This is a genomic window from Billgrantia tianxiuensis, assembly GCF_009834345.1.
GTDB lineage: Bacteria > Pseudomonadota > Gammaproteobacteria > Pseudomonadales > Halomonadaceae > Halomonas > Halomonas tianxiuensis.
Window position 1 is genome coordinate 235,206 of the sequence record NZ_CP035042.1, and the last position, 23,828, is coordinate 259,033.

The 23,828-nt window shown below is 64.4% G+C and carries 19 protein-coding genes, 2 pseudogenes and 1 riboswitch; of the genes and pseudogenes, 12 read left to right on the plus strand and 9 right to left on the minus strand.

Annotated elements, in window-relative coordinates:
* Window positions 1–110: 110 nt before the first annotated feature.
* The 4 genes from EKK97_RS23520 (at window position 111) to EKK97_RS01095 (ending at window position 3,699) form a co-directional block, all read left to right on the plus strand.
* A complete protein-coding gene (locus EKK97_RS23520; RefSeq protein ID WP_201296982.1) occupies window positions 111–1,694 on the plus strand; it encodes an efflux RND transporter permease subunit in 1,584 nt (527 codons plus the stop codon).
* Window positions 1,688–2,383: a hypothetical protein gene (locus tag EKK97_RS24155; RefSeq protein WP_236551342.1), complete on the plus strand. Its 696-nt coding sequence runs from the start codon at window positions 1,688–1,690 to the stop codon at window positions 2,381–2,383. Before EKK97_RS23520 ends, EKK97_RS24155 begins: the two co-directional genes overlap by 7 nt.
* Complete coding sequence (locus EKK97_RS23525) at window positions 2,302–3,237, plus strand: efflux RND transporter permease subunit (protein ID WP_236551439.1); 936 nt, start codon at window positions 2,302–2,304, stop codon at window positions 3,235–3,237. The genes EKK97_RS24155 and EKK97_RS23525 overlap by 82 nt, the downstream gene beginning before the upstream one ends.
* A 111-nt stretch (window positions 3,238–3,348) precedes the next feature.
* Window positions 3,349–3,699, plus strand: a complete 351-nt coding sequence (locus tag EKK97_RS01095) for a hexameric tyrosine-coordinated heme protein (protein ID WP_201296984.1) — start codon at window positions 3,349–3,351, stop codon at window positions 3,697–3,699.
* A gap of 199 nt (window positions 3,700–3,898) precedes the next feature.
* On the opposite strand, the gene hmpA is transcribed toward EKK97_RS01095, so the two are convergent.
* Window positions 3,899–5,071, minus strand: coding sequence for an NO-inducible flavohemoprotein (gene hmpA, locus EKK97_RS01100; protein ID WP_159548114.1), 1,173 nt, complete (start codon window positions 5,069–5,071; stop codon window positions 3,899–3,901).
* A 525-nt stretch (window positions 5,072–5,596) separates the two neighbouring features.
* A riboswitch (cobalamin riboswitch) is annotated at window positions 5,597–5,812 on the plus strand.
* A 154-nt stretch (window positions 5,813–5,966) separates the two neighbouring features.
* Between hmpA and EKK97_RS01105 the strand changes: the two are divergent.
* The 5 genes and pseudogenes from EKK97_RS01105 to EKK97_RS01125 all read left to right on the plus strand — a co-directional run bounded on the left by EKK97_RS01105 (window position 5,967) and on the right by EKK97_RS01125 (window position 11,428).
* A pseudogene (locus tag EKK97_RS01105) lies at window positions 5,967–7,812 on the plus strand (TonB-dependent receptor domain-containing protein).
* A 46-nt stretch (window positions 7,813–7,858) separates the two neighbouring features.
* Window positions 7,859–8,722: a cobalamin-binding protein gene (locus EKK97_RS01110; RefSeq protein ID WP_234286998.1), complete on the plus strand. Its 864-nt coding sequence runs from the start codon at window positions 7,859–7,861 to the stop codon at window positions 8,720–8,722.
* Between the two features lie 67 nt (window positions 8,723–8,789).
* Window positions 8,790–9,713: a FecCD family ABC transporter permease gene (locus tag EKK97_RS01115; RefSeq protein ID WP_159555646.1), complete on the plus strand. Its 924-nt coding sequence runs from the start codon at window positions 8,790–8,792 to the stop codon at window positions 9,711–9,713.
* Window positions 9,713–10,480: an ABC transporter ATP-binding protein gene (locus EKK97_RS01120; RefSeq protein ID WP_159548116.1), complete on the plus strand. Its 768-nt coding sequence runs from the start codon at window positions 9,713–9,715 to the stop codon at window positions 10,478–10,480. The genes EKK97_RS01115 and EKK97_RS01120 overlap by 1 nt, the downstream gene beginning before the upstream one ends.
* A 258-nt stretch (window positions 10,481–10,738) precedes the next feature.
* A complete protein-coding gene (locus EKK97_RS01125) occupies window positions 10,739–11,428 on the plus strand; it encodes a hypothetical protein (protein ID WP_159548118.1) in 690 nt (229 codons plus the stop codon).
* 37 nt (window positions 11,429–11,465) lie between these two features.
* Here the strand turns inward: EKK97_RS01125 and EKK97_RS01130 are convergent, their stop codons facing one another.
* The 8 genes from EKK97_RS01130 to EKK97_RS01165 all read right to left on the minus strand — a co-directional run bounded on the left by EKK97_RS01130 (window position 11,466) and on the right by EKK97_RS01165 (window position 19,974).
* Window positions 11,466–13,478, minus strand: coding sequence for a hydantoinase/oxoprolinase N-terminal domain-containing protein (locus tag EKK97_RS01130; RefSeq protein WP_159548120.1), 2,013 nt, complete (start codon window positions 13,476–13,478; stop codon window positions 11,466–11,468).
* A gap of 93 nt (window positions 13,479–13,571) precedes the next feature.
* Window positions 13,572–15,479 (minus strand): ASKHA domain-containing protein, encoded by a 1,908-nt coding sequence (locus tag EKK97_RS01135; RefSeq protein WP_236551343.1) that lies wholly within the window; start codon window positions 15,477–15,479, stop codon window positions 13,572–13,574.
* 215 nt (window positions 15,480–15,694) lie between these two features.
* Window positions 15,695–16,609: a dihydropteroate synthase gene (locus EKK97_RS01140; RefSeq protein ID WP_159548122.1), complete on the minus strand. Its 915-nt coding sequence runs from the start codon at window positions 16,607–16,609 to the stop codon at window positions 15,695–15,697.
* A gap of 108 nt (window positions 16,610–16,717) precedes the next feature.
* The gene (locus EKK97_RS01145; protein WP_159548124.1) at window positions 16,718–17,782 is read right to left on the minus strand and encodes a methylenetetrahydrofolate reductase; all 1,065 of its coding nucleotides are present in this window, start codon (window positions 17,780–17,782) and stop codon (window positions 16,718–16,720) included.
* On the minus strand, window positions 17,779–18,261 hold the full coding sequence (locus tag EKK97_RS01150; protein ID WP_159548126.1) for a methylenetetrahydrofolate reductase C-terminal domain-containing protein: 483 nt from the start codon (window positions 18,259–18,261) through the stop codon (window positions 17,779–17,781). The genes EKK97_RS01145 and EKK97_RS01150 overlap by 4 nt, the downstream gene beginning before the upstream one ends.
* A gap of 78 nt (window positions 18,262–18,339) precedes the next feature.
* Window positions 18,340–18,645, minus strand: coding sequence for a virulence factor (locus EKK97_RS01155; protein ID WP_159548128.1), 306 nt, complete (start codon window positions 18,643–18,645; stop codon window positions 18,340–18,342).
* Window positions 18,642–19,253, minus strand: coding sequence for a DUF1638 domain-containing protein (locus EKK97_RS01160; protein ID WP_159548130.1), 612 nt, complete (start codon window positions 19,251–19,253; stop codon window positions 18,642–18,644). The genes EKK97_RS01155 and EKK97_RS01160 overlap by 4 nt, the downstream gene beginning before the upstream one ends.
* Before the next feature lie 19 nt (window positions 19,254–19,272).
* Window positions 19,273–19,974, minus strand: coding sequence for a corrinoid protein (locus tag EKK97_RS01165; protein WP_159548132.1), 702 nt, complete (start codon window positions 19,972–19,974; stop codon window positions 19,273–19,275).
* Window positions 19,975–20,214: 240 nt separating this feature from the next.
* Here EKK97_RS01165 and purU point away from each other — a divergent pair, with 240 nt between their 5' ends.
* From purU to EKK97_RS01180, 3 genes and pseudogenes are all read left to right on the plus strand, one after another.
* Window positions 20,215–21,177 (plus strand): formyltetrahydrofolate deformylase, encoded by a 963-nt coding sequence (gene purU / locus EKK97_RS01170; RefSeq protein ID WP_340162913.1) that lies wholly within the window; start codon window positions 20,215–20,217, stop codon window positions 21,175–21,177.
* A 23-nt stretch (window positions 21,178–21,200) separates the two neighbouring features.
* The gene (folD, locus tag EKK97_RS01175; RefSeq protein ID WP_159548134.1) at window positions 21,201–22,121 is read left to right on the plus strand and encodes a bifunctional methylenetetrahydrofolate dehydrogenase/methenyltetrahydrofolate cyclohydrolase FolD; all 921 of its coding nucleotides are present in this window, start codon (window positions 21,201–21,203) and stop codon (window positions 22,119–22,121) included.
* Window positions 22,122–22,269: 148 nt separating this feature from the next.
* A pseudogene (locus tag EKK97_RS01180) lies at window positions 22,270–23,828 on the plus strand (trimethylamine methyltransferase family protein).

The following is a 23,828-nucleotide window of genomic DNA, read 5'->3' on the forward strand; positions in this document are numbered from 1 at the left end:
GACCTGCAGCCGGCCATCGATGGAATGGCGCTCTCCGTGCGTCGAGACGATGCTGCCGAGGCACGCCTGGCCGCCCTGGCCCGGGGCGAAGCATCGTCGGGAGAGCGGCCATGATTCGCTGGTTCGCCGGGCATCCCACCGCTGCCAACCTGCTGCTGATCCTGCTGCTGGCCGCCGGATTGTTCGCCGCCCCCAGCCTCAAGCGCGAGACTTTCCCCGACTATCGCCCGGTTGAGGTGTCCGTGGAGGTGGCCTACCGCGGGGCCAGCGCCGCCGACGTCGAGGATGCAATCTGCCGGCGCCTGTTCGATGCCGTTAAAGGCGTGGAATTCCTCGATGAGTTTGTCTGCGTGGCTCAGGACAACCTGGCCAGCGCCACCGCCACCATGGAGGCCGGCGGCGATGCCATACGCTTCATGAGCGAGATCGATACCGAAGTCGGTGCCATCACTGAGCTACCGGCACGGGCCGAGCTCCCAGTAGTTCGCGAACTGCACCGCAGCGATCTGGTCGCCGCGGTCGCAGTAACAGCCGACATGCCCATTCGCCAGCTCGAGGAGTACGCCCTGCGCCTGGAGGAGCGCATCATGGCGCTGCCCGGCGTGGCGGACGTGGCAATCCATGGCATGTCGCAGCGCCAATGGCAGGTCGAGGTGCCCCGCGAGGTGCTCGGCCAGCATGGCCTCTCGGCTCAGGAGCTGGCGCAACGCATCTCCGCTCAGAGCCTGGACCTGCCGCTGGGCACTCTGGAAACGGCCGATCGCGATATTTTGCTGCGCTTTACCGACCAGCGCCGCTCCATGGCCGAACTGGCCGAGCTGGTGGTAGTTTCCGACGCCGGAGGTGGTGAACTTACTCTTGGTGAGCTGGCCACCTTCACTGAGGCCGGTGAGCGCGCGGAAGAGACGCTTCGCTTCAATAGCGAGCCGGCGCTGGTGCTGGAGGTTAGCAAGGCGCTGCGTGAAGATGCCCTGACGGTCAAGGAGCGGCTCGAGGCGCTGCTCGAGGACGAGTGTCACCGCTTCGACGGCGGCATATCGCTGACTTTGACCCAGGATGCGACAAGCATTGTCCGCGACCGCTTGCGGATGCTGGTGGATAACGGCTTGATGGGCCTGGTACTGGTAGTGCTGGTGATGAGCCTGTTCTTCCGCCCCCGTCTGGCGCTGTGGGCGGTGCTGGGTCTGCCGGTTGCCTTCATGGGCGCTTTCGCGGTGATGGCGTTCGCCGGGCTGTCGCTCAACATGATCACTCTGGTGGCGCTGTTGATGGCCATCGGTATCGTCATGGATGATGCCATCGTTATCACCGACAACATCGCCTCTCATGCCTTGCACCGGAAGTCGCCGCTGGAGGCAGTGGTCGAGGGAACCCGCCAGGTGCTGCCCGGGGTGCTTTCGTCATTTCTTACCACGGTAGCGGTGTTCACCCCGCTCTCCTTCCTTGCCGGGGAGTTGGGTGCAGTGCTGGAGGTGCTGCCAGTAGTGCTGATCGCAGCGCTAATGGCGAGCCTCATCGAGGCGTTCTGGATCCTCCCTCACCACCTCAAAGGCAGCGTGGGGAGCCTGGGCGATGGTCACGACTCCCGCTTCCGGGCCGCCTTCGAGCGACGTTTCGCAAATTTTCGTGAGGCCGTCGGGGGCTGGCCGACCGGGCGATCCGCTTTCGGCATGCGGTGCTGGGCCTGTTGCTGACGGTGACCCTGGCCTCCGCCGGCTTCATTGCCGGGGGGCACGTGGGTAGTGAGGCGATGCCGGATATCGATGGCGACGTGCTGGAGGCGCGCATTCTGATGCCCCAGGGTACGCCCCTGGCGCGCACCGAGGCGGTGGCCGAGCGGGTCGAGGCGGCGATGCGTGACCTGGACGCGCGCTACTCACCCGAACAGCCGGAGGGCGCCTCCCTGGTCGAGGCGATACAGGTGCGCTTCAACCACAACCTCAGCGCCCGAGAGGCGGGCCCCCATGTGGCCACCGTCAGCGTCGACCTGCTCACCGCCGAGCGACGTAGTGTCACTCTCGATACGCTGACCGAGGCATGGCGGGAGGCTATCGGCAAGATCGAGGGCCTGCAGCGGCTTATCATCCAGGAACCCGGCTTCGGCCCCGCCGGGGTGCCGGTAGAAGTGCGACTGGCCGGGGAGAACCTAGAAGCCATGAAGGCGGCGGCGCTGGAGCTGGGGGCCATCTCGAGGGCTACGCGGCCGTCCACAACGTCATGGATGACCTGCGTCTGGGCAAGACCCAGCTGGCCTTCTCCATGGCCGAGGGTGCCCACGGCCTGGGGCTTTCCGCCGAGGAGGTGGCCGGCCAACTGCGCGCGGCGCTGCTGGGTGAGATTGCCGATACCCAGCGCATCGGCGACCAGGAGATCGAAGTGCTGATCCGCCTAGCCGAGGGGGACAGAAGCTCCCTTGATGATCTGGCGGACCTTACCATCGCCCTGCCGGGTGGGCTCCGGGTGCCTCTGGAGGTGGTGGCCAACGCCGAGGAGCGACGCGAATGGGCGCGCATCACCCGTATCGACGGGCGGCGTACCGTCACCGTGGAAGCCAACGTGGATGCACGCCAAGCCAGCGGCCAGGCTATCGTCGATGACCTCACCGGTAGCGGCTGGCTGGAGGTTTTCCTTACCCGCCACCCCAATGTGGCGATCTCCTTCGAGGGGCAGGTGGCCAGCTCCGCCGAGACCGGCGGCTCCATCGGCCGCGGGCTGTTGATCGGCCTGGTGGGGATCTTCGTGATCCTCTCCTTCCAGTTTCGCAGTTACGTGGAGCCGCTAATCGTCATGCTCTCGATCCCGCTGGCCTTCATCGGCGCCATCTGGGGCCATGTGCTCATGGGCTACTACCTCTCCATGCCCTCGCTGATTGGTGCGGCGTCGCTGGCCGGTATTGTGGTCAACAACGCCATCCTGCTGATCCACTTCATCAAGACCCATCGCGAGCGTGGGTTGGATGCCGTTGCAGCCGCCGGCCAGGCTAGCCGCGACCGGCTGCGCGCCATCCTGATCTCGTCCACCACTACCATCGCCGGGCTGCTGCCACTGCTGGCAGAAACCAGTACCCAGGCGGCGGCCATCAAGCCACTGGTGATCTCGGTGGTGTTTGGCCTGCTCAGCGCTACTGTGCTCGTACTGTTGGTGATCCCGGCACTCTACGTGCTGTTCGACGACTGGGGGTGGCTAGGCAAGGCAACGGAGATGGAGCCGCTCCCGGATCAGTTGAGCAAGGACTGAAATCCTTCCCTTGACGGGGCCGGAATAGACTCTAGTCTTGAAAAGGTAGATTGAATGCTTCTTATAAAGTGTCCTCCCGGCAAGGCACAACGAAAACAACAGGAGCCAGCCATGACGATCATTGCGCCGAAGTCCTCCGCGACCAGGTACGCAAGCATTGCTATCGTAAGCCTCCTAGGGCTACTGATGGGTGCGGCCGTCCTATCGGCGGACGAACACGAGGGGCAGGCAGCCTCCGATTCGTGGTTGCCCAGTCTCATGACGGAAACTCCTCGGGAGGGGTTTGCCCTGGCCGTGAAACTATCGCAGAAGGGTGTCGCCACGACACAGACCGATGCCGAAGTGCGAAAAGAGCTACGACCGGAGTACGCAGCAGATCCCAACAGCCTTATTGCCATTTCGCATGTCATTGCGACCCATTTCCAGACGGTGGCTGCGGCTAACGACTACTGGCGCGAGTGACCGGTCCAGTTAAGACACTATCGCTAACTCCAAGCCGAATGATCTGGCTCGGATGCTATTTCTGCTTGGCGCTGTTCGCGCACGGCATCAGATGCCTCGATGCAGTGTTCAGCGCGGTAGGCGCTGATGGGTCATGGGGCGAAATGCTCGACCCCGCCAAAGATGGCCTGTGCCTTTGACGGGGCTAGTAGCGAGAGTATCAGGCAGCTTCAATAGGGCGGGACGGGCCGAAGTGCTCAAAGTGGCGTCGATCCTCTTCAACGCCGAGCTCTGCCAAGGCCTGGTTCACCGCACTCATGAAACCCTGGGGGCCAACGAAGTAGCAGCGCGGGTTGGATGCGGGCAGGTAGTGTCTCAGTAGCTCGCGATCGAGGCGGCCGCAGTGGTCGGCATCGTCGCCGTATTCGTGTATGGCGACGACCTTGAGCTTAGAGGGATGCACTTCGCGCATCGCGGCGACCTCCTGCCGGAAGGCGTGATGCTCGGCGTCGATGGCGGCATGAAGATAGACTACCTGCCTACCCTCGGCCAGCGCCTGGCGAGCCAGCGGCAGAATAGGTGTCTGGCCCACTCCACCACTGATCAACAGCAGCGGTTCATTGCCTCCCTGTAGCGTAAGCTCCCCGGCCGGAGGCAGAAGGTCTACGCTGTCGCCAACGTTGAGCACGTCGTGAAAGTAGCGGCTGGCTCGACCCTCGGGCTCACGCTTGATCGAGATCCGATAGGTGCGGCCATTTGGCAGGTCCGAGAGGCTGTAGTGGCGATAGAGCGTCTCGCCCTCGATACCGAGTCGCACGCCGATGTACTGGCCGGGCTCATGATCTGCTACCGGGCCTTCGTCCTCCGGCTCGAGGACGAAGGAGCGAATCATCGCGCTTTCTTGCCGAGTCGCGGCGATGCGGAATCGACGTAAACCGCGCCAGCCACCGGGTTTCAGAGCGAAAGCCTGGTACCGACGATCTTCCAGCTCAATCAACAGGCCGGCCAGCTCTTCATAGAGCGCTGCCCACGCTTCGGCGATCTCTGGCGTCAGAGCGTCACCCAGCTCCTCGCCGATGGCGGCCATCAGGCACTCGCCGACAATGGGGTACTGGTCGGGCTGAATGCCCAGCGACACGTGTTTCTCTACCACTGTGGCCAGCACTCCTCTCGCCCTGGCGGGATCCTGGCGCAGCTGCACGTAGGCCAATACGGCACCGGCCAGGGCCCGTTGCTGGGCACCGCTCTGCTGGTGCGCCTCATTGAACAGCGAGGCCACGTCGGGGTAGCGCTTGAACATCAACGGATAGAAACGCTGGGTAATGGCATCGAGGTGCTCTGCTACCACCGGGGCGGTGGCCTCGATGAGCTGCTCCTGCTGTGAGGTGAGCATGAGGGTCTCCTTCGTCGGGGAAATTATAATAATCATGTAAAATACTTGTTATTTGGTGCGCGAACCTGAGGCGAATTGTCGCAGAGCAAAGCAAACCCATCATAACGTGGGGGCGCAAAGGATCGAAAAGCAAGAAGGGCTGCTACAAAGGCACTCCTGCAGGGGGCCGGGGAACGTCAGCCCTTAGTACACGGTGGCTTTTTTAGTATATCTAGCGCTTCTGATGCACGCTTCAGCTCGGCCTCCCCCGCATGGCCTGCAACTTTTTGTTCTCGATGGCGCCGGCAATTTCCGGGAGGCTGCAGATGAATGCGTCATCAGAGCCGCCCGGTCGGTGGTCGAACGCACGGTCTCTCGGAACGTGAAGCTCAGCACCCCGACCGAGCCCGTGAGTGCTTGTGGATCAAGCTGGCTGGTTACGACCACGAGGCGTTCGGCTGCCATGGGCTCGTCAACCGCTTGATATGGCAGGGCATGTCGCATTCCGGCACGCCGCTGTCGTTGACCGTGCGGGGTCGGATTGCTAGCTTAGCGACACTCTCAGGTGCCCTAGGCGCGCGCAGACGCGCCGGGGTGAAACGAGAAGTCGGTGCGCCTCGTGCCATTCCGACGCTGCCCCCGCAACGGTAATCGAGTCAAGGAAAGCCTTACACCACTGTGCCCTGACACGGGAAGGTGGCCTTCTGGGACGCTAATTGTCCACTCGTCAGCCCGGAGACCGGCCAGAGAGTGCAGGAAATGCTGTATGACAGCGTTTCCCTCATGCCGGGTTGCGGTGGGCGACTCCGAGGCAGGGCTGGCGCTATTGCTGTCGTTCTCCCTTTCTCGTTCCTTGCTAACCCGGTGATTGCACCACGACTGCCGTGCGGGCAGGTACGGCGAGCAAGGGACACTGATGAACACTACCAGAAACGCTTCCCGTGGCCTGGCCGCCTTTGGTCTGGCCCTCATTCCTCTGGGCCTTCACGCCCAATCCGAAGCCGACAGCGATGATATCGCCGTCGACCTCAACCCCTTGGTAATCACCGCCACCTTAGCGCCGCGTACCGCCGACGAATCGCTGGCCTCCGTTACGCTGCTCGACGAGACGACCCTACGCCGCCAGGACCCCACCGGCGTCACCGATCTGCTGCGCGGCCAGCCCGGGGTGGACGTCAGCTCCAACGGCAGCTTCGGCAAACAGAGCAGCGTGTCGATTCGCGGCACCTCGAATAACCAGAGTCTGCTGATGATCGACGGCATTCGCCTGCGCTCCGCTACGGATGGCGGCCCTGCGTGGCAGTACCTCGACCCGCGCATGTTCCAGCGCGCCGAGATCGTGCGCGGCCCGCGGGGCAGCCTCTACGGCGCCGACGCGGTAGGCGGCGTGGTGCAGCTCTTCACCCATGACGCTCAGGAGGGCGGCCCGCACCCGCGCATCTCTGCAGGCGGCGGCTCCTTCGATACCCAGCGATACAGTGCAGGACTCTCCGGCAGTAGCGGCGGTACCCGCTACAGCTTTGCCGGCAGCCACTTCACCACCGATGGCACGCCGGTGCGTCGTGGTGGTGAGGATATGGGGTACGACAACACCTCTGCGCTGGCGCGAATGTCGCACACCTTCGATAGCGGCGCAGAAGTGGGATTTCTGGCGCTGAGAGCCCGCGGTACCACGGAGTATGACGAGAGCGGCTCCATGGCCACGACTGATTATATGCAGCAGGTGGCGGGAATTTATGGAGAACTGCCGGTAACTGACAGCTGGAGTAGTCGCTTGACGCTGAGCGAAGCGCGCGATGAAAGCGTCAACCACTTCTGGGGGTCTATCCTTGATACGCAGACACGCACGGCCCGCTGGGAGAACACGCTGACTTCAGGGGGCATGAGTTGATTATCGGTGCGGAGTATATGAACGATAGCGTGGCCGGTAGTGTCACGGGGAATATGCCATGGGATGGTCCTTATGACATCGAGGAGCGTGATAACAAGGCCGTTTTCGGCCAGGCGCTACTCGATTTCGAACCGTTAGCCGTTCAAGCCAGCCTGCGTTATGACGATAACGAAGCCTACGGTGACGAGATTACCGGTAGCCTGGCGCTGGGGTATGACATCAATTCCCACCATACCCTGCGAGCCAGCTATGGCACCGCCTTCAAGGCGCCAACTTTCAACGACCTTTATTGGCCGGGGTTTGGCAATCCCGAGTTAGAAGCGGAAACATCCAAAACGGTGGAGCTCGGAGTACGTGGCCAATATGTGCGCTGGTTCTGGGATGCCGCAATCTATCAGACCGATATTGACAACCTGATCGTCTGGCAGCAAATGGGGCAGCCGACAACGAACGTACCCACTACGCGTATCCGTGGCGTCGAACTCTCCGTGGGCGCTGAGGTAGATGATTGGACGTTAGCTGCCGCCGCGACCTACACCGACCCTGAAGATCGGGCTACCGGAAATCGTCTTAGGCGCCGTTCCAGTCAGAGCGCCCGCTTCGACGTGGATCGTGAGCTGGGCGAGTGGTTCCTGGGGGCTCCTGGGTTCTGCAGGGCTATCGCTACGAAGATGCCGCCAACACGGATCGAATCGGTGGCTTCGGGCTGGTCAATCTGCGTGCCGGCTGGCAGTTTGCACCGCTGTGGTCGGCTCGACTGACTGTGGAGAATGCCATTGATAAAGAGTATGTCACGACACGTTTCTTCGATGGCGATGACTACCTCAACGCCGGTCGTGCGGCCTTCGTCAGTGTCCACTTTGGCCAGTAGCGGCCGGTTCGGCGGGGCCGTTGGCCCCGCCGTAGGTTTCAGCGCCTTGCTGGCCCTGTCGGGGCCGGCGGCCGGCGAGGCGTATGCCGATTCGCTCTGCGCCACCGACGACCGCGACCGCGAGGTGTGTCTGCCGGTGCCCGCCGGTCGCATCGCCGCGCTGTCGCCCGGTGCGACCGAGCTGGTCTATGCCGCCGGGGCCGGTGACCAGGTAGTGGCCGTAGTGGACTTCAGCGACTACCCGCCGCAGGCCCAGGCGGTGCCTTCGCTGGGCAGCCATACGCGCATCGACATGGAGCGCCTCGTCGCCCTGCGGCCCACACTGGTGATCGGCTGGGTGACCGGCAATCCCTCCGAGCAGCTGGAGATGCTGGAGGCGCTCGGCCTGCCGGTGTTCTACCTCGAGCCGCGGTCCTTCGAGGGCGTGGCCAGCGCCATCGAGCGCCTGGGACGCCTGGCCGGCACAGCCGATGCCGCGGATCGCGAGGCGAGGCGCTTTCGCGACGGCATGATCGAGCTTCGAGAACGCTATGCCGGGCGAGCACCGGTGCGCGTCTTCTATCAGGTGTGGGACGAGCCGCTGATGACCGTCAACGACGCGCACCTGATCGGCTCGGTGCTGACCGCCTGCGGTGGCGTCAACGTTTTCGGCGACCTTGAGCGCCTGGTGCCGCGCATCGGCGACGAGTCGGTGCTCGACGCCGACCCCGAGGCGATATTGGCCGGCGGCATGGGCGAGGAGAGCCGTGAATGGCTCACCCACTGGGAGCAGTACACGAACCTCACGGCGGTGGCGGAGGGCAACCTCTTCTTCGTGCCGCCGTCGCTGATCCAGCGCCCCACGCCGCGCCTGCTCGAGGGCAGCCGGCTGTTCTGCGAGAAACTGGAGGCAGCCCGTGCACGCCGCTAGGTACTCACTGGTCGCTGTCAGGCACGGAGGGCTGGCCTTCCCGCTGGGCCTGCTGGCGCTGGCGGCGATGGCCGCCATGGCGTTGGCGGTGTCGGTCGGCAGCGTCAACATCACCCCCGCCGCGCTGTGGGAGGTGGCCCTGGGGCGCGGCGACGCCCTGGCGCGCACCTTGGTGTTGGAGCTGCGTGTGCCGCGGGCCCTCTCGGCATTTGCCACCGGTGGCCTGCTGGCATTGGCCGGTGCGCTGATGCAGGTATTGCTGCGCAATCCCTTGGCGGACCCCTACGTGCTGGGCCTCTCGGGCGGTGCCGCAGTGGGAGCGCTGGCGGCGATGCTTGCCGGGTTGGGCGGCGCGGTGATCAGCGGCTCGGCTTTCGCCGGGGCCTTTCTCTCGACACTGCTGGTTTTTGGCCTGGCCCATGGCACCGGCAGTTGGACGCCTTCCCGCCTGCTGCTCACCGGCGTGGTGGTGGCGGCCGGGTGGGGCGCGGTGGTCACGTTGATGCTGGCGGTGAGCCCCGTTGAGCGTCTTCCCGGCATGCTCTACTGGCTGATGGGCGATCTATCCTACGCCCACACACCCGGCTATCCGCTCGTCGTGCTGCTGGGGGTGTGCCTGCTCGCCTTCCCGCTGGGGCGCAGCCTCAACGTGTTGGCCCGCGGGGCGCTGCAGGCCGCGGCCCTGGGCGTGGTGGTGCGTCCGCTGGAGTGGACGATCTACATCACGGCTAGCCTGCTCACCGCCATGGCGGTGACCACGGCCGGCAGCATCGGCTTCGTCGGCCTGGTGGTACCGCACATGCTGCGCCTGATGCTGGGCAACGACCAACGTCTGATCCTGCCTGCTTGTGCCCTGGCTGGCGGCACCCTGCTGGTGCTCGCCGACACCCTGGCGCGCACCATCATCGCTCCGGAACAGCTTCCGGTGGGGGTGATCACGGCGCTGCTCGGCGTACCGACCTTCCTCTACCTGCTCTACCGGAGCCGCTGATGAGCCGACTCGAGGCGCGAAATCTGGTCATCGACGTACCGGGCCGTCGCGACGGTCGGGCGCTGAACCTGGACCTGGAGCCCGGGCAGGTGTGGGGCGTGCTCGGCCCCAACGGGGCCGGCAAAACCACCTTGCTGCATACCCTGGCGGGGCTGCGAGCACCGCGGGCCGGCAGCGTGCGTCTCGACGGGGGCGCGCTCGCCTCGCTGCCGCGCCGCCGGGTCGCCCGCGCCCTGGGCCTGGTCTTCCAGGAGCGCCAGGACGGCTTTCCCGCCACGGTGCGCGAGACGGCATTGATCGGGCGCCATCCCTGGCTGTCGCCCTGGCAGATGGAGGGCGGCGAGGATCTACAGTTGGCCGAGGCTGCGCTCGAGCGGCTCGATGTCGACCACTTGGCCGAGCGGCTAGTCAGCACGCTCTCGGGCGGTGAAAGGCAGCGCCTGGCCATCGCCACGGTGCTGACCCAGGCGCCGGCCATCTGGCTCGCCGACGAGCCAACCAACCATCTTGACCTGCATCACCAGACCGCGGTGATGGCGCTGCTCGCTGGCGAGGCCCAGGCCGGCAGGGCGGTTATGCTGTGCCTGCACGACCTCAACCTCGCCGCTCGCTGGTGCGACCATCTGCTGCTGCTCTACCCCGACGGTGAAGCGTGTTGGGGGTCGCGCGATGCCATGCTGGTACCTGCAGCCCTTGAGCGCCTCTACGGCCAGCGATTGGCCACCGCCATGGTGGGTGGCGCCCCAGTCTTCGTTTCCGTGAGGTGATATGCACCGCTCGACCCCGATACGCGGCGAGTTCCACAGGGACTTTCCCTCCCCCCGGACAGGTGGCCGCGCTCTTCCACGGCCAGTCGCCGTGGACCTGATGCCATACCAGGCGTTCGTCATGCGCGACAACGCTAAGGACCCATGCCCGCCATGCCAATCGCATGGCCGCCGAGCGGCCACAGCCAATCGCGTACAACCACGGCGGATAGCGCAAACTGATGCGCAGATCAGCGAAATGAAGGTGGCACTCCCCCGATGAGACTGTTTCAGCTGAAACATGAACTCGAGGCGCATGGGCTCGTTTTGCGCGGAGCCTTCGAGGTGGAGCCGGAGGATCATGTGCCCCCGATTGCCCACGCCATCCCGGCCGCAGCACTGGTGCTAGTGGGTAATGTCGGTTCGTCGCTGTGGCCCCAATTCGCTGCTTCGCCCGAATATTGTGACGGAAGACGCGATCCGCTGGACCGCTGGAGCCAACGCATTGGAGAGGCGCTTGCTGCCCGCTACGGTGCGCGTGCGCTCTATCCGTTCGGCGGGCCGCCGCATTATCCCTTTCAGCGCTGGGCGTCGCGTGCCGAGTCGGTACACCCATCTCCGCTCGGCCTGGTCATACACGCCGAATACGGCTCGTGGCACGCCTACCGCTTCGCGCTCGCGCTTGACCACGTGCCGGACGATCTCGCGCCAATGGCCGAACACGAGTCGCCGTGCCTGGGATGCGCCGAGCGTGCCTGTCTCGACGCCTGTCCGGTCGATGCCTTCACCGGTTCCGAGTATCGGATCGGAGCTTGCGCACAGCACCTGCGCGACATGCCCGACGGCGCCTGCATGCGGCTGGGCTGCGCGGCGCGACGTGCCTGTCTGGTCGGTGCCCCATCACGCTACGACTCGCAACATGCGGCATTCCACATGCAGGCCTTCGTTTTCGCTCGATCATCCGAATAGCTACATGATTCCGGCCATGGCCGGGGCGTATGGCTTGTCATGTTCGAGTACGGCGCGGTGGTCCGATGGCCAAGGCCGTTACCCTCGCCTCGAAGAAGACTTCCCCGTCGATGTCGTTATCGACACGGTTTTCCTCAATCTCGAAGCGCACCTCCACCTCGGCCGCACCGGCCTGCCAAGCCAAGGCTTCAGCGCGCTCGGCGGCCGTTTGCCGCGCCATCGCATAGGCTGCCTCGAGTGTGACGTGGTCGCAGGGGCCATTGGGCAGGAAGACCCTAAAGCGGCCTTGTACTGGCTGCAGAACAGAGACATGAACCCGCTGAACCACTTGGCCGAGCAGCGTGCCCACGGCGTTAGCCACCTCGCCGTGGGAAGGCAACACAACTTCGGCGCCCAGCGCCTCGCCAACCGCCGGATAGTAGCTTGCTGCCGGCCCGCCCACCGCGACCACAGGGGATGTCGGCGCGAATTTCAGCGTGAAGACCGATGGGGCCACGGCGACACGGGACTTCCCACGCAGGATCAATGCCGCCAAGGAGGCCGCCAGCCGCCCTTGCTGGCTATCGACATCGGCATCATGCAGCCCCGCCTCGATCAGTTTGGTAGAGATGGCCTCGACCACTCGGCCATAGATCTCGCGTGATGGCGCTTCCGCATCGCCTTCCGGCCAGCGTCCAAGCCCGTATTGGCGGCGCATGCGCTTGGCCCAGATGATCGCTGCCAGGCGGGCGGCCTCGACATCCCAGTGGCGTGAGATACCCAGGACATGGGCGGCATCGGTGGGTGTGAAACCGCTGAAGATCACCAGGCCACGACGTTCCAGGCTGGTTAGTGCACGGGCCAGCCAGCGTTTCTCTTCCACCGCACTCAGCATTTCCACTGGTCCGTCGCCCAACTGCGCCCAGGCCTCATGCTCATCGACGCTGAGCTGGCCCATAAGCGCTTCGTCGTGTTGTAGGCGCATGGCGAAGCGATTATGGTTGCTGCCCGGAGGAAGGTTGAGCTGCCGCAGCAGGGCCTCGTGTAGCTCGGGATGCTGACTGACCAACAGGCTCATGGGCAACACGCGGCGAGGTCCGATGGCAAGGCCTCGACCAGGCGCGAAGGTGACTTCACTATCGCCGCCAAGGCCGATGGAATAGAGCTTGATCGCCTCTACCATGGGACGCCAGTCCCCCACCCGGGCGCCGTCGAAGGAGAGCGTCGGCAAACCGTCTCGCACCACGGCAATATCCGTCGTGGTTCCCCCCATGTCGGCGACGATCAGGTTACGGCGGCCGCTAAGCATCATGGCGCCGTTGACACTGGCCGCTGGCCCGGACAGCACCGTGGTGATGGGCTGCAGGATGGCGCTGTCAGCGGAAATCAGTGAACCGTCGCCCTTCACGATCATCAGCGGTGCCAAAATACGGTGGCGGTGCAACAGCCCTTGGACCGCCTCAATGAGACGAGCAACATAGGCGATCATGCGGGCATTCAGCGCTGCGGTCATGGCACGGCGCGGCGCCCCCAGAGAAGCCGCCAGCTCATGGCCGCAGGTCACCGGTTTGCCTGTCAGCTCATGCACGAGTTCCGCCGTGCGCTGCTCGTGAGCCGGGTTGCGGACACTGAAGGAGGCCGAGACGGCAAAGGCCGATACCCGCTCCCGCCAGGCCAGGATTGTTCTGCGTAGGGCTTGCTCATCCAGGGGCGCGAGTTCGCGACCTTCCGCGTCATGGCCGCCGCCCAGCATAATCAGACTGTTGGCGCCAAGGAGTGAGACCAGTCCGGTCGCCTTGACCTGTCGCTCGTCATACCCAATCAGTAGTACACAGATCGGTGCTCCCTTGCCCTCTACCGCCGAGTTGGTCGTCAGCGTCGACGACAGTGACACCAGGTCGACCCGGGACAGCAAGTCGGCGGGCAGCGCCCTCAAGGCATCGGCGATGCCCTGCTGAAGGTCCAGGCGCGTCGTCAGACGCTTGGCCATCGCCACCACCTGGTCGGCCTCGTCCAGGAGGACCGCGTCGGTAAAGGTACCGCCCGTATCGATGCCCAGCCGATAACCCATTGGGGCCTCTCCTCATGTACTTGGGTGTTTTGCCGACCACCCTTGGTGTCATTCTGTGCAGCCACATTGACAGAGCGTTAGAGAGTCGCCCCTTCAGGCGCGCTGCCGGCGCCGGCGCCGGCCGCCGCGCGCTGTGGCGCTGGCATCCTCCGTCACCGCCGGCAGGGTCACGTGGGCGCTCAGTTGCGGGAAGGGATCGTGGCGATGAGGGATCGCCATGGCGGCCACGAAGTGCTCCTGGAAACGCGGCTCGGTGGCGGTCTCCACCTTTTCCACGCGGCGCACCACCTCCTCGATTTCGCGGCGCGCCTTGCGGCTCAATAGGGCGATGCGCGCGCCCGTGCCAGCGGCGTTGCCCGCCGAGGTGACGTGCGCCAGATCACAGTCGGGGATCAACCCCAGGGTCATGGCGTACTTGACGTCGATGTGAGCGCCGAAGGCCCCGGCGAGGCGGATGCGATCGACGCGGTCGGTGCCGAAGTGCTCCATCAGCAGGCGGATGCCCGCGTAGAGCGCGGCCTTGGCCAGCTGGATGGCGCGGATGTCGGCCTGGGTGATGGCAATGGTCCGCGTCGCGTCGCGATGCAGCACGTAGGCGAAGGTGCGCCCGTCGGCCACGATCCGTTCGCTGCGCGCCGCCAGGCCGCCCTGCACGATGCCGTCCCGAGTGATGACGCCGGCCAGGTACATCTCGGCGACGACCTCGATGATGCCCGAGCCGCAGATGCCCGTGATACCGTGGGACGCCATCGCCGCGTCGAAGCCCGGCTCGTCGGACCACAGCTCGCCACCGATGACCTTGAAGCGCGGCTCCAGCGTCAGGGGGTCGATGCGCACCCGCTCAATGGCACCGGCAGCCGCACGCTGCCCGCCGCTGATCTGGGCGCCCTCGAAGGCCGGCCCGGTGGGGCTGGAGCAGGCCAGCAGCCGGTGGCGGTTGCCCAGCACGATCTCGGCATTGGTGCCCACGTCGACCAGCAGCATCAGTTCCTCGCCCAGGTAGGGCGACTCGGAGAGGATCATCCCGGCGGTGTCGGCCCCCACGTGCCCGGCGATGCAGGGCAGGCCATAGACCCGGGCGTTGGGGTGGATGGCCAGGTCCATCTCGGTGGCCCACAGCCCGTCGATGGCCTCGTCGGTGGCCAGCGCAAAGGGCGCACCGCCCAGCTCCACCGGGTTGATGCCGAACACCAGGCTCTGCATGATCGGGTTGCCGACGAAGGTCGCCTCGAGGATGGCGTCCAGCGGCACGTCAGCCTCGGTGGCCAGTTCCACCGTCAGCTCGTTCAGGGCGTCGCGCACCGAGCGCGTCATGGCCTGATCGCCGCCGGGGTGCATCATGATATAGGAGACCCGACTCATCAGGTCCTCGCCGTAGCGGATCTGCGGGTTCATGCGCCCGGTGGAGGCGACCACCTCGCCGGTCTGCAGATGGCACAGGTGGGCGGCGATGGTCGTCGAGCCCACGTCCACGGCTAGGCCGTAGGCCTGCGCCTGGAAGCCCGGCCAGACGGCGATGAGGCGGCGGTCGTCGTGGACCGCCACCGTCACGCCCCAGCCGCCCCGGCGCAGGGCCTGCTGCAGTTGCTGGACGACGCGGATGTCGGTTTCCAGCCCGGTCAGCCGCCACTCGTGGGCCAGGGCCTCCTTGAGGCGGCGTATGTCCGAGGCCGGAACGTGCATGTCCGGCTCCTGCACCTCCACGTAGTAGAGGCGCACGATGGGGTCGAGCGCGATGTCGAGCACCTCGGCCCGCTTGCGCACGATCTGACGGTGCACCTGGCTGGCAGGCGGCACATCGATCACGGCGTCGCCGAGCAGGAGGGTCGAGCAGCTCAGCCGACGGCCGTCGCGCAGCGGCCCGCGACGCTTCTCCCAGGCCTGCTCGGTGTCGCTCTTGGCGGAGAGGTGATCCGGCCATGACGAGACCCCGTGCTTAGCGAAGCGCCCCTCGCAGAGGTCGACCTGGCAGCGGCCGCACAGGCCGCGCCCGCCGCACACCGAATCGATGTCGACCCCAGCGCGCGAGCAGCCTCCAGCACCGGGGTGCCGACCGGGAAGCGTCCGCGGCGCCCGGAAGGGGTGAAGACGACGAGCGCTTCGTGAGCATCGGACATGGGAACCTCCGTCCACAGGGGGTCGTTCAGGAGAGCGAAGCGCCTCAGGCGAGGCGCTTGCGTTGTTCGTTGTTATAGTGGTCTGGCAACTATTCGCGCTCAGGTCACGGCGCGGCGTCGGCGCGTCTGCCGCCGCCCGCGCCCTTCGGCCCCGTCCGCACCGACGGCCGGTGGCTCACGGAATTTCTGGATCCAGCGCATACAATCGGGGTCGTGCCCCAACATCACGTCGGCGCCCATGATCGCGGTCATGATCTCGGTGTGCAGCGGGTTGGTGATCGCCGAGGTCATCCCCGAGGCGATGGCCATGCTCATGAACGCCGCATTAATGCCGTTGCGGTTGGGCAGGCCGAAGCTGACGTTGGAGGCCCCGCAGGTAGTATTGACCTTGAGCTCCTGCTGCAGGCGGTGGCACAGGGCAAATACCTGGCGGCCCGCCGAGTTCACCGCGCCGATCGGCATCACCAGCGGATCGACCACCACGTCGCAGGCAGGGATGCCGTGGTCGGCGGCGCGCTCGACGATCTTCTTGGCGACGGCGAAGCGCACGTCGGGGTCGTGGGAGATGCCGGTTTCATCGTTGCTGATCGCCACCACCGCCGCCCCATATTTCTTCACCAGCGGCAGCACCGCCTCGAGGCTCTCGTCCTCGCCGGTCACCGAGTTGACCAGCGCCTTGCCCTTATAAACCGCCAGGCCCGCCTCGAGTGCCTTGATGACCGAGGAGTCGATGCACAGCGGCACGTCGGTCAGCGACTGCACCAGCTCGACGGTCTGGGCCAGGATCGCCGGTTCGTCGGCTAGCGGGATGCCGGCATTGACGTCCAGCATGTGCGCGCCGTGCGCCAGTTGATCTTCCACGTCCTTGACCACGCGGGAGAAGTCGCCGGCGGCCATTTCCGCAGCCAGCTGCTTGCGGCCAGTGGGGTTGATGCGCTCGCCGATGACCACGAAGGGCCGCTCGAAGCCGATCACGACTTCCTTCTTGTGCGAGCTGATGACAGTATCGGTCATGATGCTTCCTCAGTGATGGTGTCTTGTCGTTGCTATTGGGTGCCTGCGGAAGGCGTTGTCGTTAACTGTGGCGTTGCGGCTCCAAGCTGGCGGTCGGATAAGGATGGGTCATCCCGACACAGGCTCGAACTCTTCCGCCAGCGCGTCGGGCGACTCCGGATTGAGTTCGGCCGGGTTGTCACGCCCCGGGTACCAGGGCACGCGGCCCTCCAGCACGCCGGTGCCTTCGATGATCTCGGCCACGGTATGCTCCTGGCGGTAGGCCATGATGTGGGCACCGCTGACCCCAGGGATCTCGCGGATCTGGTGAAGTAGGTCCATGCACAGCCGCTTGCCCTCCTCTTTCTGGTTCTGGGCGCCCTCGAGGCGCGCGATCACAGCATCGGGGATGTGCACGCCGGGCACGTTGTCGCGGATCCAGCGTGCACTGCGCGCCGAGGCGAGCGGCCCGACGCCGGGCAGGATGAATACGCGGTCCGGCCCCTCGAGCAGCCCCAGGTCGTTCACCTTGAGCATGAAGTCACGCAGCCGGGGGATGTCGAAGCAGTACTGGGTCTGGATGAACTGCGCCCCGGCAGCGACCTTCTTGGCCAACCGGTGCGGGCGCCACTCCAGGGGTGGCACAAAAGGGTTCTCGGCCGCGCCGAGGAAGATCCGCGGTGGCACGTCGATCTTGCGCCCGCTCTGGAAGCGACACTCGTCGCGCATACCACGGGCGATCTCCAAGAGCGACATGGAGTCGAGATCGAACACTGGCTTGGCTTGGGGATGGTCGCCGGCCTGGACGCCGTCGCCGGACAGGCACAGTAGGTTGCAGGCGCCCATGGCCGCGGCCCCCAGGATCTCGCCCTGTATGGCGATGCGGTTCCGGTCGCGGCATGAGATCTGCAGAATGGTGGCATAACCCACTCGGGTGAGCAGCGAGCAGACCCCGACGCTGGACATGTGGCAGTGCGCACCGGAGCCGTCGGTGGCGTTGATGGCATCCACGTAACCGTCGAAGATCGCCGCACGCTTGAGCACCTCGGCGGGGTCGGCGGAGTCCGGCGGGTCGATCTCGCTGGTGATGGCAAACTTGCCGGCGCGCAGCACGCGCTCCAGGCGCCCGGGCGAGACGTGGCCCGGCAGGATCGGCAGGGAGTAGCCCGGTACGGGCTCGTCGTCGAACTTCATTTCACGGCTCCGCTATCCGCGCGCTCGCGGGTTGGATCGGCCAGCTTGCGCACCACGCGCAGCCAGGACGAGGAATCCTTCAGGCGGAAGTCGACCGGCTGCTGCACCACCTGGATGCGATCGCCATACTTCATCCGGCGGCTGCCTTCCCAGGCCTCGACCCACACGCAGCGCATCTCCGGCTTGACCTCACAGTGGCCGTTGGCACGCACCCCGCCGCAGGGGCCGTTGCGCAGGTTCTTGGGGCAATTCATGGGGCAGGACATGCCGGTGGCGGAGAGCGCACACAGTCCGCACATCTGGCAATCGAACAACAGGCCCTTGACGCCCTTCTCGATAGCCTTGACCGGGGCCTCGACGCGTTCATAGCCGATTCGCCGCCATAGCGGATGCAGCTTGACCAGCAGCGGCTCGAAGCCTCGATACACCCATTCGAACAGCCGGGCGTGACGGACCACCCAGCGCCTCACCTTGTACATCCTCTCCCTCCTTGCCTCCGCCCCCGAGATCGGGGACCGCGGCCATGGTCATTGTTTTTGTCGTCGTCGCGGGCGCTCTCAGGCGGGCAGGGCCAGCCCCTTCTGGCGCACCAACTGCTTGAGTGCCTCGTCATCGAAGCTTGCCTCGAGGCGTGCCGCCTCGGCTTCGGCCTCCGCCTGCAGGTTGTCGCTGCACTCGCGCGGGACGCTGCGCTGCCAGTCGGCCATGTACGCCTCCGAGCCGCCCTTGCCAGCCCGCATGGCCGCCCGGTCGATGGCGTGCTGGAAGCGCGGCGACAGTAGCACCTTGGCACTCTTGCGCCCCTGCTTGGTGATTACCTGAGCGGGAATATCCCGCCAGCTGACGATGGTCAGAGTTGTCATGTTGCTCGCTCTACAGCGACCGGCTCTGAGACCAAGCGGACCAGGGAGGTCGCCAGCTCGCCGTAGCCGGTATGCCGGTATTCGAAGGAGAGTCCGAGTCGTGCGGCGGCACGCTGGGCCGCCGCCTGAAGAGCGGGATCGTCACGCTGCGACAAGTAGACGAGCCGGCGATACTGGCCGAAATAGAGACTTGCGAGTTGGGGGTGGTGCTCGATGCCGAGCTCCTGGATGACCAGCCGGTCGAAGTGGCGCACGAGAAAATCGGTCAGATAAAAGGTGCCCAACTCTTGTTCGCTGAGCGCCGCGATCACCGACTCCCCGGCATAGACGTCATAGCAGTGTGCCCCCGGCAACCGTTCGGCGCCATGCTCGGCCAGCACTTCGTCCAGCAATCCGCCCGTACCGCAGTCGGCGTAGGCTACGAAAATGCGCGAGTACCGCGATGCTTCCCGCAGTTTCCTGCCCACGGCCTCGGGTATCCGATCCGGCCGATTGTGCAGGTCCGCTGGCAGGCATTCCAGGCGCACATCATGCCAGTCATTGGCGTCGATCAGGGCCATGATCTCCCTAGCCAACGCACCGCAGGCAATGATGAGCGTGGATGACATGACGGCGGACCTCCTCGGCTCAGGCGGCGCGACGCGTCGCGATGAGTTCCTTGGCCATATCGACCGCCACCCCGGCATCGCGGCAGTAGGCATCGGCACCGATGGCCTGGCCGAACTCTTCGTTGAGCGGGGCGCCACCGACCATGACGATGACATCGTCACGCAGCCCCTTCTCGACCAGCGTATCGATGACGACTTTCATGTAGGGCATGGTGGTGGTTAGCAGCGCCGACATGCCAAGGATGTCTGGCCTGTGCTCTTCCAGCGCTTCGATGTAGGCTTCCACTGGGATATTGATACCGATGTCGATCACCTCAAAGCCGGCACCTTCCATCATCATCGACACCAGGTTTTTGCCGATGTCGTGAATGTCGCCCTTGACGGTACCGATCACGATCTTTCCGATGGTCTCGGAGCCGGAAGCTGCCAGCAGGGGGCGCAGCACTTCCATGCCCCCCTTCATGGCATTGGCTGCCATCAATACTTCGGGGACGAAGAGGATGCCGTCACGAAAATCGACACCAACGATGGCCATGCCGCCCACCAGTGCTTCGTCGAGCACTTTGTTGGCGCTCCAGCCACGCTCGAGCAGGATCTCGGTGCCTTCGACCACTTCGTCGCGTAGCCCATTGTAGAGATCGTCGTGTATTTGCTCGACGAGCTCGTCATCGGGTAGGTCGTTTAGGTCGAAGTCTTCGTTTTCATTGTACTGTTCTGTCATGGCGCTCCGCTCCTGGTCATTCCATACCCAAATTACGGGTATGGTTGCGAATGCAGCGTATGCGCTCGCCTTAGGGAACATATCCATGCAAGCGACGCCTTCATGTCGAAAAGCGCCATGCGCCTCGCTCCTTCTGGCGTTTTTAAAATATCTTGCAGTTTATTGATTTAAGTCAATTTTTACGATTTTCAAACTTTTCCCTCATGGTCGCTGCGACAACGTTTCGCGTCGCCTGCAGACATGCGCGCCGATGCCACCGGAGTAAATTGCGACGCATGCCTGAACAACTTCAACAACAACAGCCAAGTGACGCCGAGGTTAGCCATGTCCGCTATGATCGAAGGGAAGAATATTTACTTGCTGAAGGCCAACTGCAAGGGGGCCATCGGTACCGTTTCCCGACTTACTACCTACCTTGCCCAGCGTCACTGCTACATCATGGAGCTGGCCCAGTTTGATGAAATTGAAACCGGTAATTTTTATGTCCGCTGCGTTTTTTCCACCACACCTGGCATCACTCCCAAGTTGGAGGAACTCAGGACCGAATTCGGCCAGGGCGTTGCCGAGCGCGACGGCATGGAGTGGGAGATGCACGACACCCTGGCCCTGCCCAAGGTGCTGATCATGGTGTCGAAGTACGATCATTGCCTCGATGATCTTTTGTATCGACAGCGGACTGGCGAGATCAAGATGGAGATTCCGGCCATCGTCTCCAATCACCCCGACCTAAAGCGCCTCGCCGACTGGTATGAGATTCCTTTCTATCACCTACCCATTACACCGGAGACCAAGCAGGAACAGGAGCGCCAGGTACTCGACCTCATTGAGGAAACGGGGGCCGAGCTGGTCGTCCTTGCGCGTTACATGCAAATCCTTTCCTCCAACCTATGCGAGGAACTGGCTGGTCGCGCCATCAATATCCACCACTCTTTCCTTCCGGGCTTCAAAGGCGCCAAGCCCTATCACCAGGCCTTTGAGCGGGGCGTCAAGCTGATCGGCGCCACCGCCCACTACGTTACAACCGACCTGGACGAAGGGCCGATCATCGAACAAGTCGTCGAACGGGTCGACCACACCTACAGTCCTGCCCAATTGGCAGCCGTGGGACGCGATGCCGAGAACATGGCGCTGTCGCGGGCGGTCCGTTACCACCTGGAGCATCGCGTCTTCCCCAATGGCAACAAGACCGTCGTCTTCCGCTGAGGCGCCCGACAGGAGGAAAGACCATGTCCATCCTGATCGATGGCAAGGCCCACGCCGCTCGGCTTCGCGAAGAGATCGGCCGTCAAGTAGGCAGACTGCGTCAGCACGACCTGATCACACCCGGCCTGGCCGTGATCCTCGTCGGCGAGGATCCAGCCAGTCAAGTCTATGTGCGCAACAAGGCGACCCAGGCCCGGGAAGCTGGCATGTCCTCGTTCGAATACCGCCTGGCTGACAGCGTGCCCCAAATCCAGTTACTCGACCTGATCGAGCGGCTCAACTGCGATCCGGAAGTGCACGGCATCCTGGTCCAGCTGCCGCTACCGCCTCAGGTCGATGAGGCACGTGTAATCCAGGCCATCTGTCCAGCCAAGGACATTGATGGCTTCCATCCGATCAACGTGGGCAACATCGCCACGGGGGGATACGGGATGGTGCCCTGCACGCCGCTCGGCTGCCTGACGCTGCTCAAATTTCAACTGGGTGATCTGAGTGGCAAGCGTGCCGTAGTGCTGGGGCGCTCCAACATCGTTGGCAAGCCGATGGCCAGCCTGCTGCTGAAGGAGCACTGCACCGTGACCGTCGCGCACTCACGCACACGGCAACTCGAGGAGGTGTGCCGTCAGGCAGACATCTTGGTGGCTGCGGTAGGCCGGCCGTGCCTGGTCAAGGAGGACTGGATCAAGCCCGGGGCCACGGTGATCGACGTAGGCATCAATCGCATCGAGGCCGATGGACGGACGCGGCTGGTTGGAGACGTGGACTTCGAAGGTGCCCGCAAGGTTGCCGGCGCCCTTACACCGGTCCCCGGTGGCGTCGGCCCCATGACCATCGCCTGCCTGTTACTCAACACCTTGGAAGCCACCTGCCGACAGCATGACATTCCCTTCCCCGACGACATCATGTCGCTGGCTTGGGGGAGCACGTCGGCCGAGATGGCCTAATAACCGTCATCGCCTATGGCGATGGCGCTGCACAGCGGTAGACCAGTCGGTATATGCGGGTCGCTGGATGAGCAATGCCAGCCTGTCGGTGCTCCGCATGTTGCCCTCTCTCCAACATACTTTCTGCAAAACAAAGCCGGAGAACGCCATGGATTCCACCTCATCTCGCCGCCGTACCCGCACCGCTGGAAACGCCCGCCGCGCCGGTAGAGGGGCCACCGCCGTCTCGGTCCAGCCCTACGCCACACGCCAAATCCCTCACTTCGAAATCCTCGATCACGCGGGGCTCTCCCTCCTTGAGGAGAATGCCGACACCATCCTCGAGGAGATTGGCATCGATTTTCGCGACGATGAGGAAGCCCTGCAGATCTGGCGTGATGCCGGTGCCGACGTGCAGGGGGAGCGCGTACGCATGCCGCGTGGCCTGTGCCGGCGGCTGATCCAGGATAGCGCGCCTCGCCAGTTTACCCAGCACGCGCGAAATCCTGCACGCAACGTGGAGATCGGCGGGCCGCACACCGTCTACGTGCCTGCCTACGGCTGCCCCTTCGTGCACGACATCGACCGTGGAAGGCGCTATGGCACGCTCGAAGACTTCCAGAACTTCGTCAAGCTCGCCTACCTGTCACCGAGCCTCCATCACTCCGGCGGTACCATTTGTGAGCCAGTCGACCTGCCGGTCAACAAGCGTCACTTCGACATGATCTACAGCCACATGAAGTACTCTGACAAGTGCTTCATGGGCTCGGTGACCCACCCAGATCGCGCCCGGGACACGGTCGAGATGGCCAAGATCCTGTTCGGCGAACGCTGGATCGATCCCGACACCGGCAAGCCGCGCACCTGTGTGATCAGCTTGATCAACGCCAACTCGCCGATGACCTTTGATGACACCATGCTGGGTGCCGCAAAGGTCTATGCGCGAGCCAACCAGGCCTGCATCGTGACCCCCTTCATCTTGGCAGGCGCCATGTCACCGGTGACCGTGGCCGGCACCGCCGCCCAGACCCTGGCCGAGGCCATGGCCGGTATGGCCTTCATACAGCTGGTGAACCCGGGCGCCCCGGTGGTGCTGGGGAGCTTCGCCAGCTCCATGTCGATGCAGTCCGGCGCCCCCACCTTTGGTACGCCGGAGCCGGCGCTGGTGCTCTACGTCATGGCGAGCCTGGCCCGCCGCCTCGGAGTACCCTTTCGTTCCGGCGGCTCGTTCACCGCCTCCAAGTTGCCTGACGCCCAGGCCGCCAGCGAGAGTGCCAACACCCTGCTGCCCACCACCCTGGGCGGCGTCAACTTCGCGCTGCATTCGGCGGGTTGGCTGGAAGGGGGCTGGCCATGGGTTACGAGAAGTTCATCATGGATGCCGACCAGACCGGCATGATGCAGACGCTGCTCAAGGGTGTCGATCTGTCGGAGAACGGCCAGGCCATGGACGCCATTCGCGAGGTCGGCCCCGGCAAGCATTTCCTGGGCTGTGCGCATACCCAGGCCAACTTCAAGGACGCTTTTTACCTCTCACCGATCGCCGACAACAACAGCTTCGAGCAGTGGGATGCCGACGGCCGGCTGGACATGGCCCAGCGCGCCAACGCCCGGTGGAAGAAACTACTCGCCGAATACGAGGCGCCGCCCTTGGATCCGGCGATTGACGAGGCTCTGCTCAACTACATGGCAACCCGCAAGGCAGCCTTCCCCGATTCCAATATTTAG

Coding starts and splice junctions, on each gene's coding strand:
- EKK97_RS01125 (WP_159548118.1), top strand. CDS start 10,739: ATGAGACTGTTTCAGCTGAAACATGAACTCGAGGCGCATGGGCTCGTT.
- purU (WP_340162913.1), top strand. CDS start 20,215: ATGCGCGCCGATGCCACCGGAGTAAATTGCGACGCATGCCTGAACAAC.
- EKK97_RS01115 (WP_159555646.1), top strand. CDS start 8,790: ATGGCCGCCATGGCGTTGGCGGTGTCGGTCGGCAGCGTCAACATCACC.
- EKK97_RS01165 (WP_159548132.1), bottom strand. CDS start 19,974: ATGACAGAACAGTACAATGAAAACGAAGACTTCGACCTAAACGACCTA.
- EKK97_RS01140 (WP_159548122.1), bottom strand. CDS start 16,609: ATGACCGATACTGTCATCAGCTCGCACAAGAAGGAAGTCGTGATCGGC.
- EKK97_RS01130 (WP_159548120.1), bottom strand. CDS start 13,478: ATGGGTTATCGGCTGGGCATCGATACGGGCGGTACCTTTACCGACGCG.
- hmpA (WP_159548114.1), bottom strand. CDS start 5,071: ATGCTCACCTCACAGCAGGAGCAGCTCATCGAGGCCACCGCCCCGGTG.
- EKK97_RS01160 (WP_159548130.1), bottom strand. CDS start 19,253: ATGTCATCCACGCTCATCATTGCCTGCGGTGCGTTGGCTAGGGAGATC.
- EKK97_RS01155 (WP_159548128.1), bottom strand. CDS start 18,645: ATGACAACTCTGACCATCGTCAGCTGGCGGGATATTCCCGCTCAGGTA.
- folD (WP_159548134.1), top strand. CDS start 21,201: ATGTCCATCCTGATCGATGGCAAGGCCCACGCCGCTCGGCTTCGCGAA.
- EKK97_RS01120 (WP_159548116.1), top strand. CDS start 9,713: ATGAGCCGACTCGAGGCGCGAAATCTGGTCATCGACGTACCGGGCCGT.
- EKK97_RS01150 (WP_159548126.1), bottom strand. CDS start 18,261: ATGTACAAGGTGAGGCGCTGGGTGGTCCGTCACGCCCGGCTGTTCGAA.
- EKK97_RS23520 (WP_201296982.1), top strand. CDS start 111: ATGATTCGCTGGTTCGCCGGGCATCCCACCGCTGCCAACCTGCTGCTG.
- EKK97_RS01095 (WP_201296984.1), top strand. CDS start 3,349: ATGACGATCATTGCGCCGAAGTCCTCCGCGACCAGGTACGCAAGCATT.
- EKK97_RS01145 (WP_159548124.1), bottom strand. CDS start 17,782: ATGAAGTTCGACGACGAGCCCGTACCGGGCTACTCCCTGCCGATCCTG.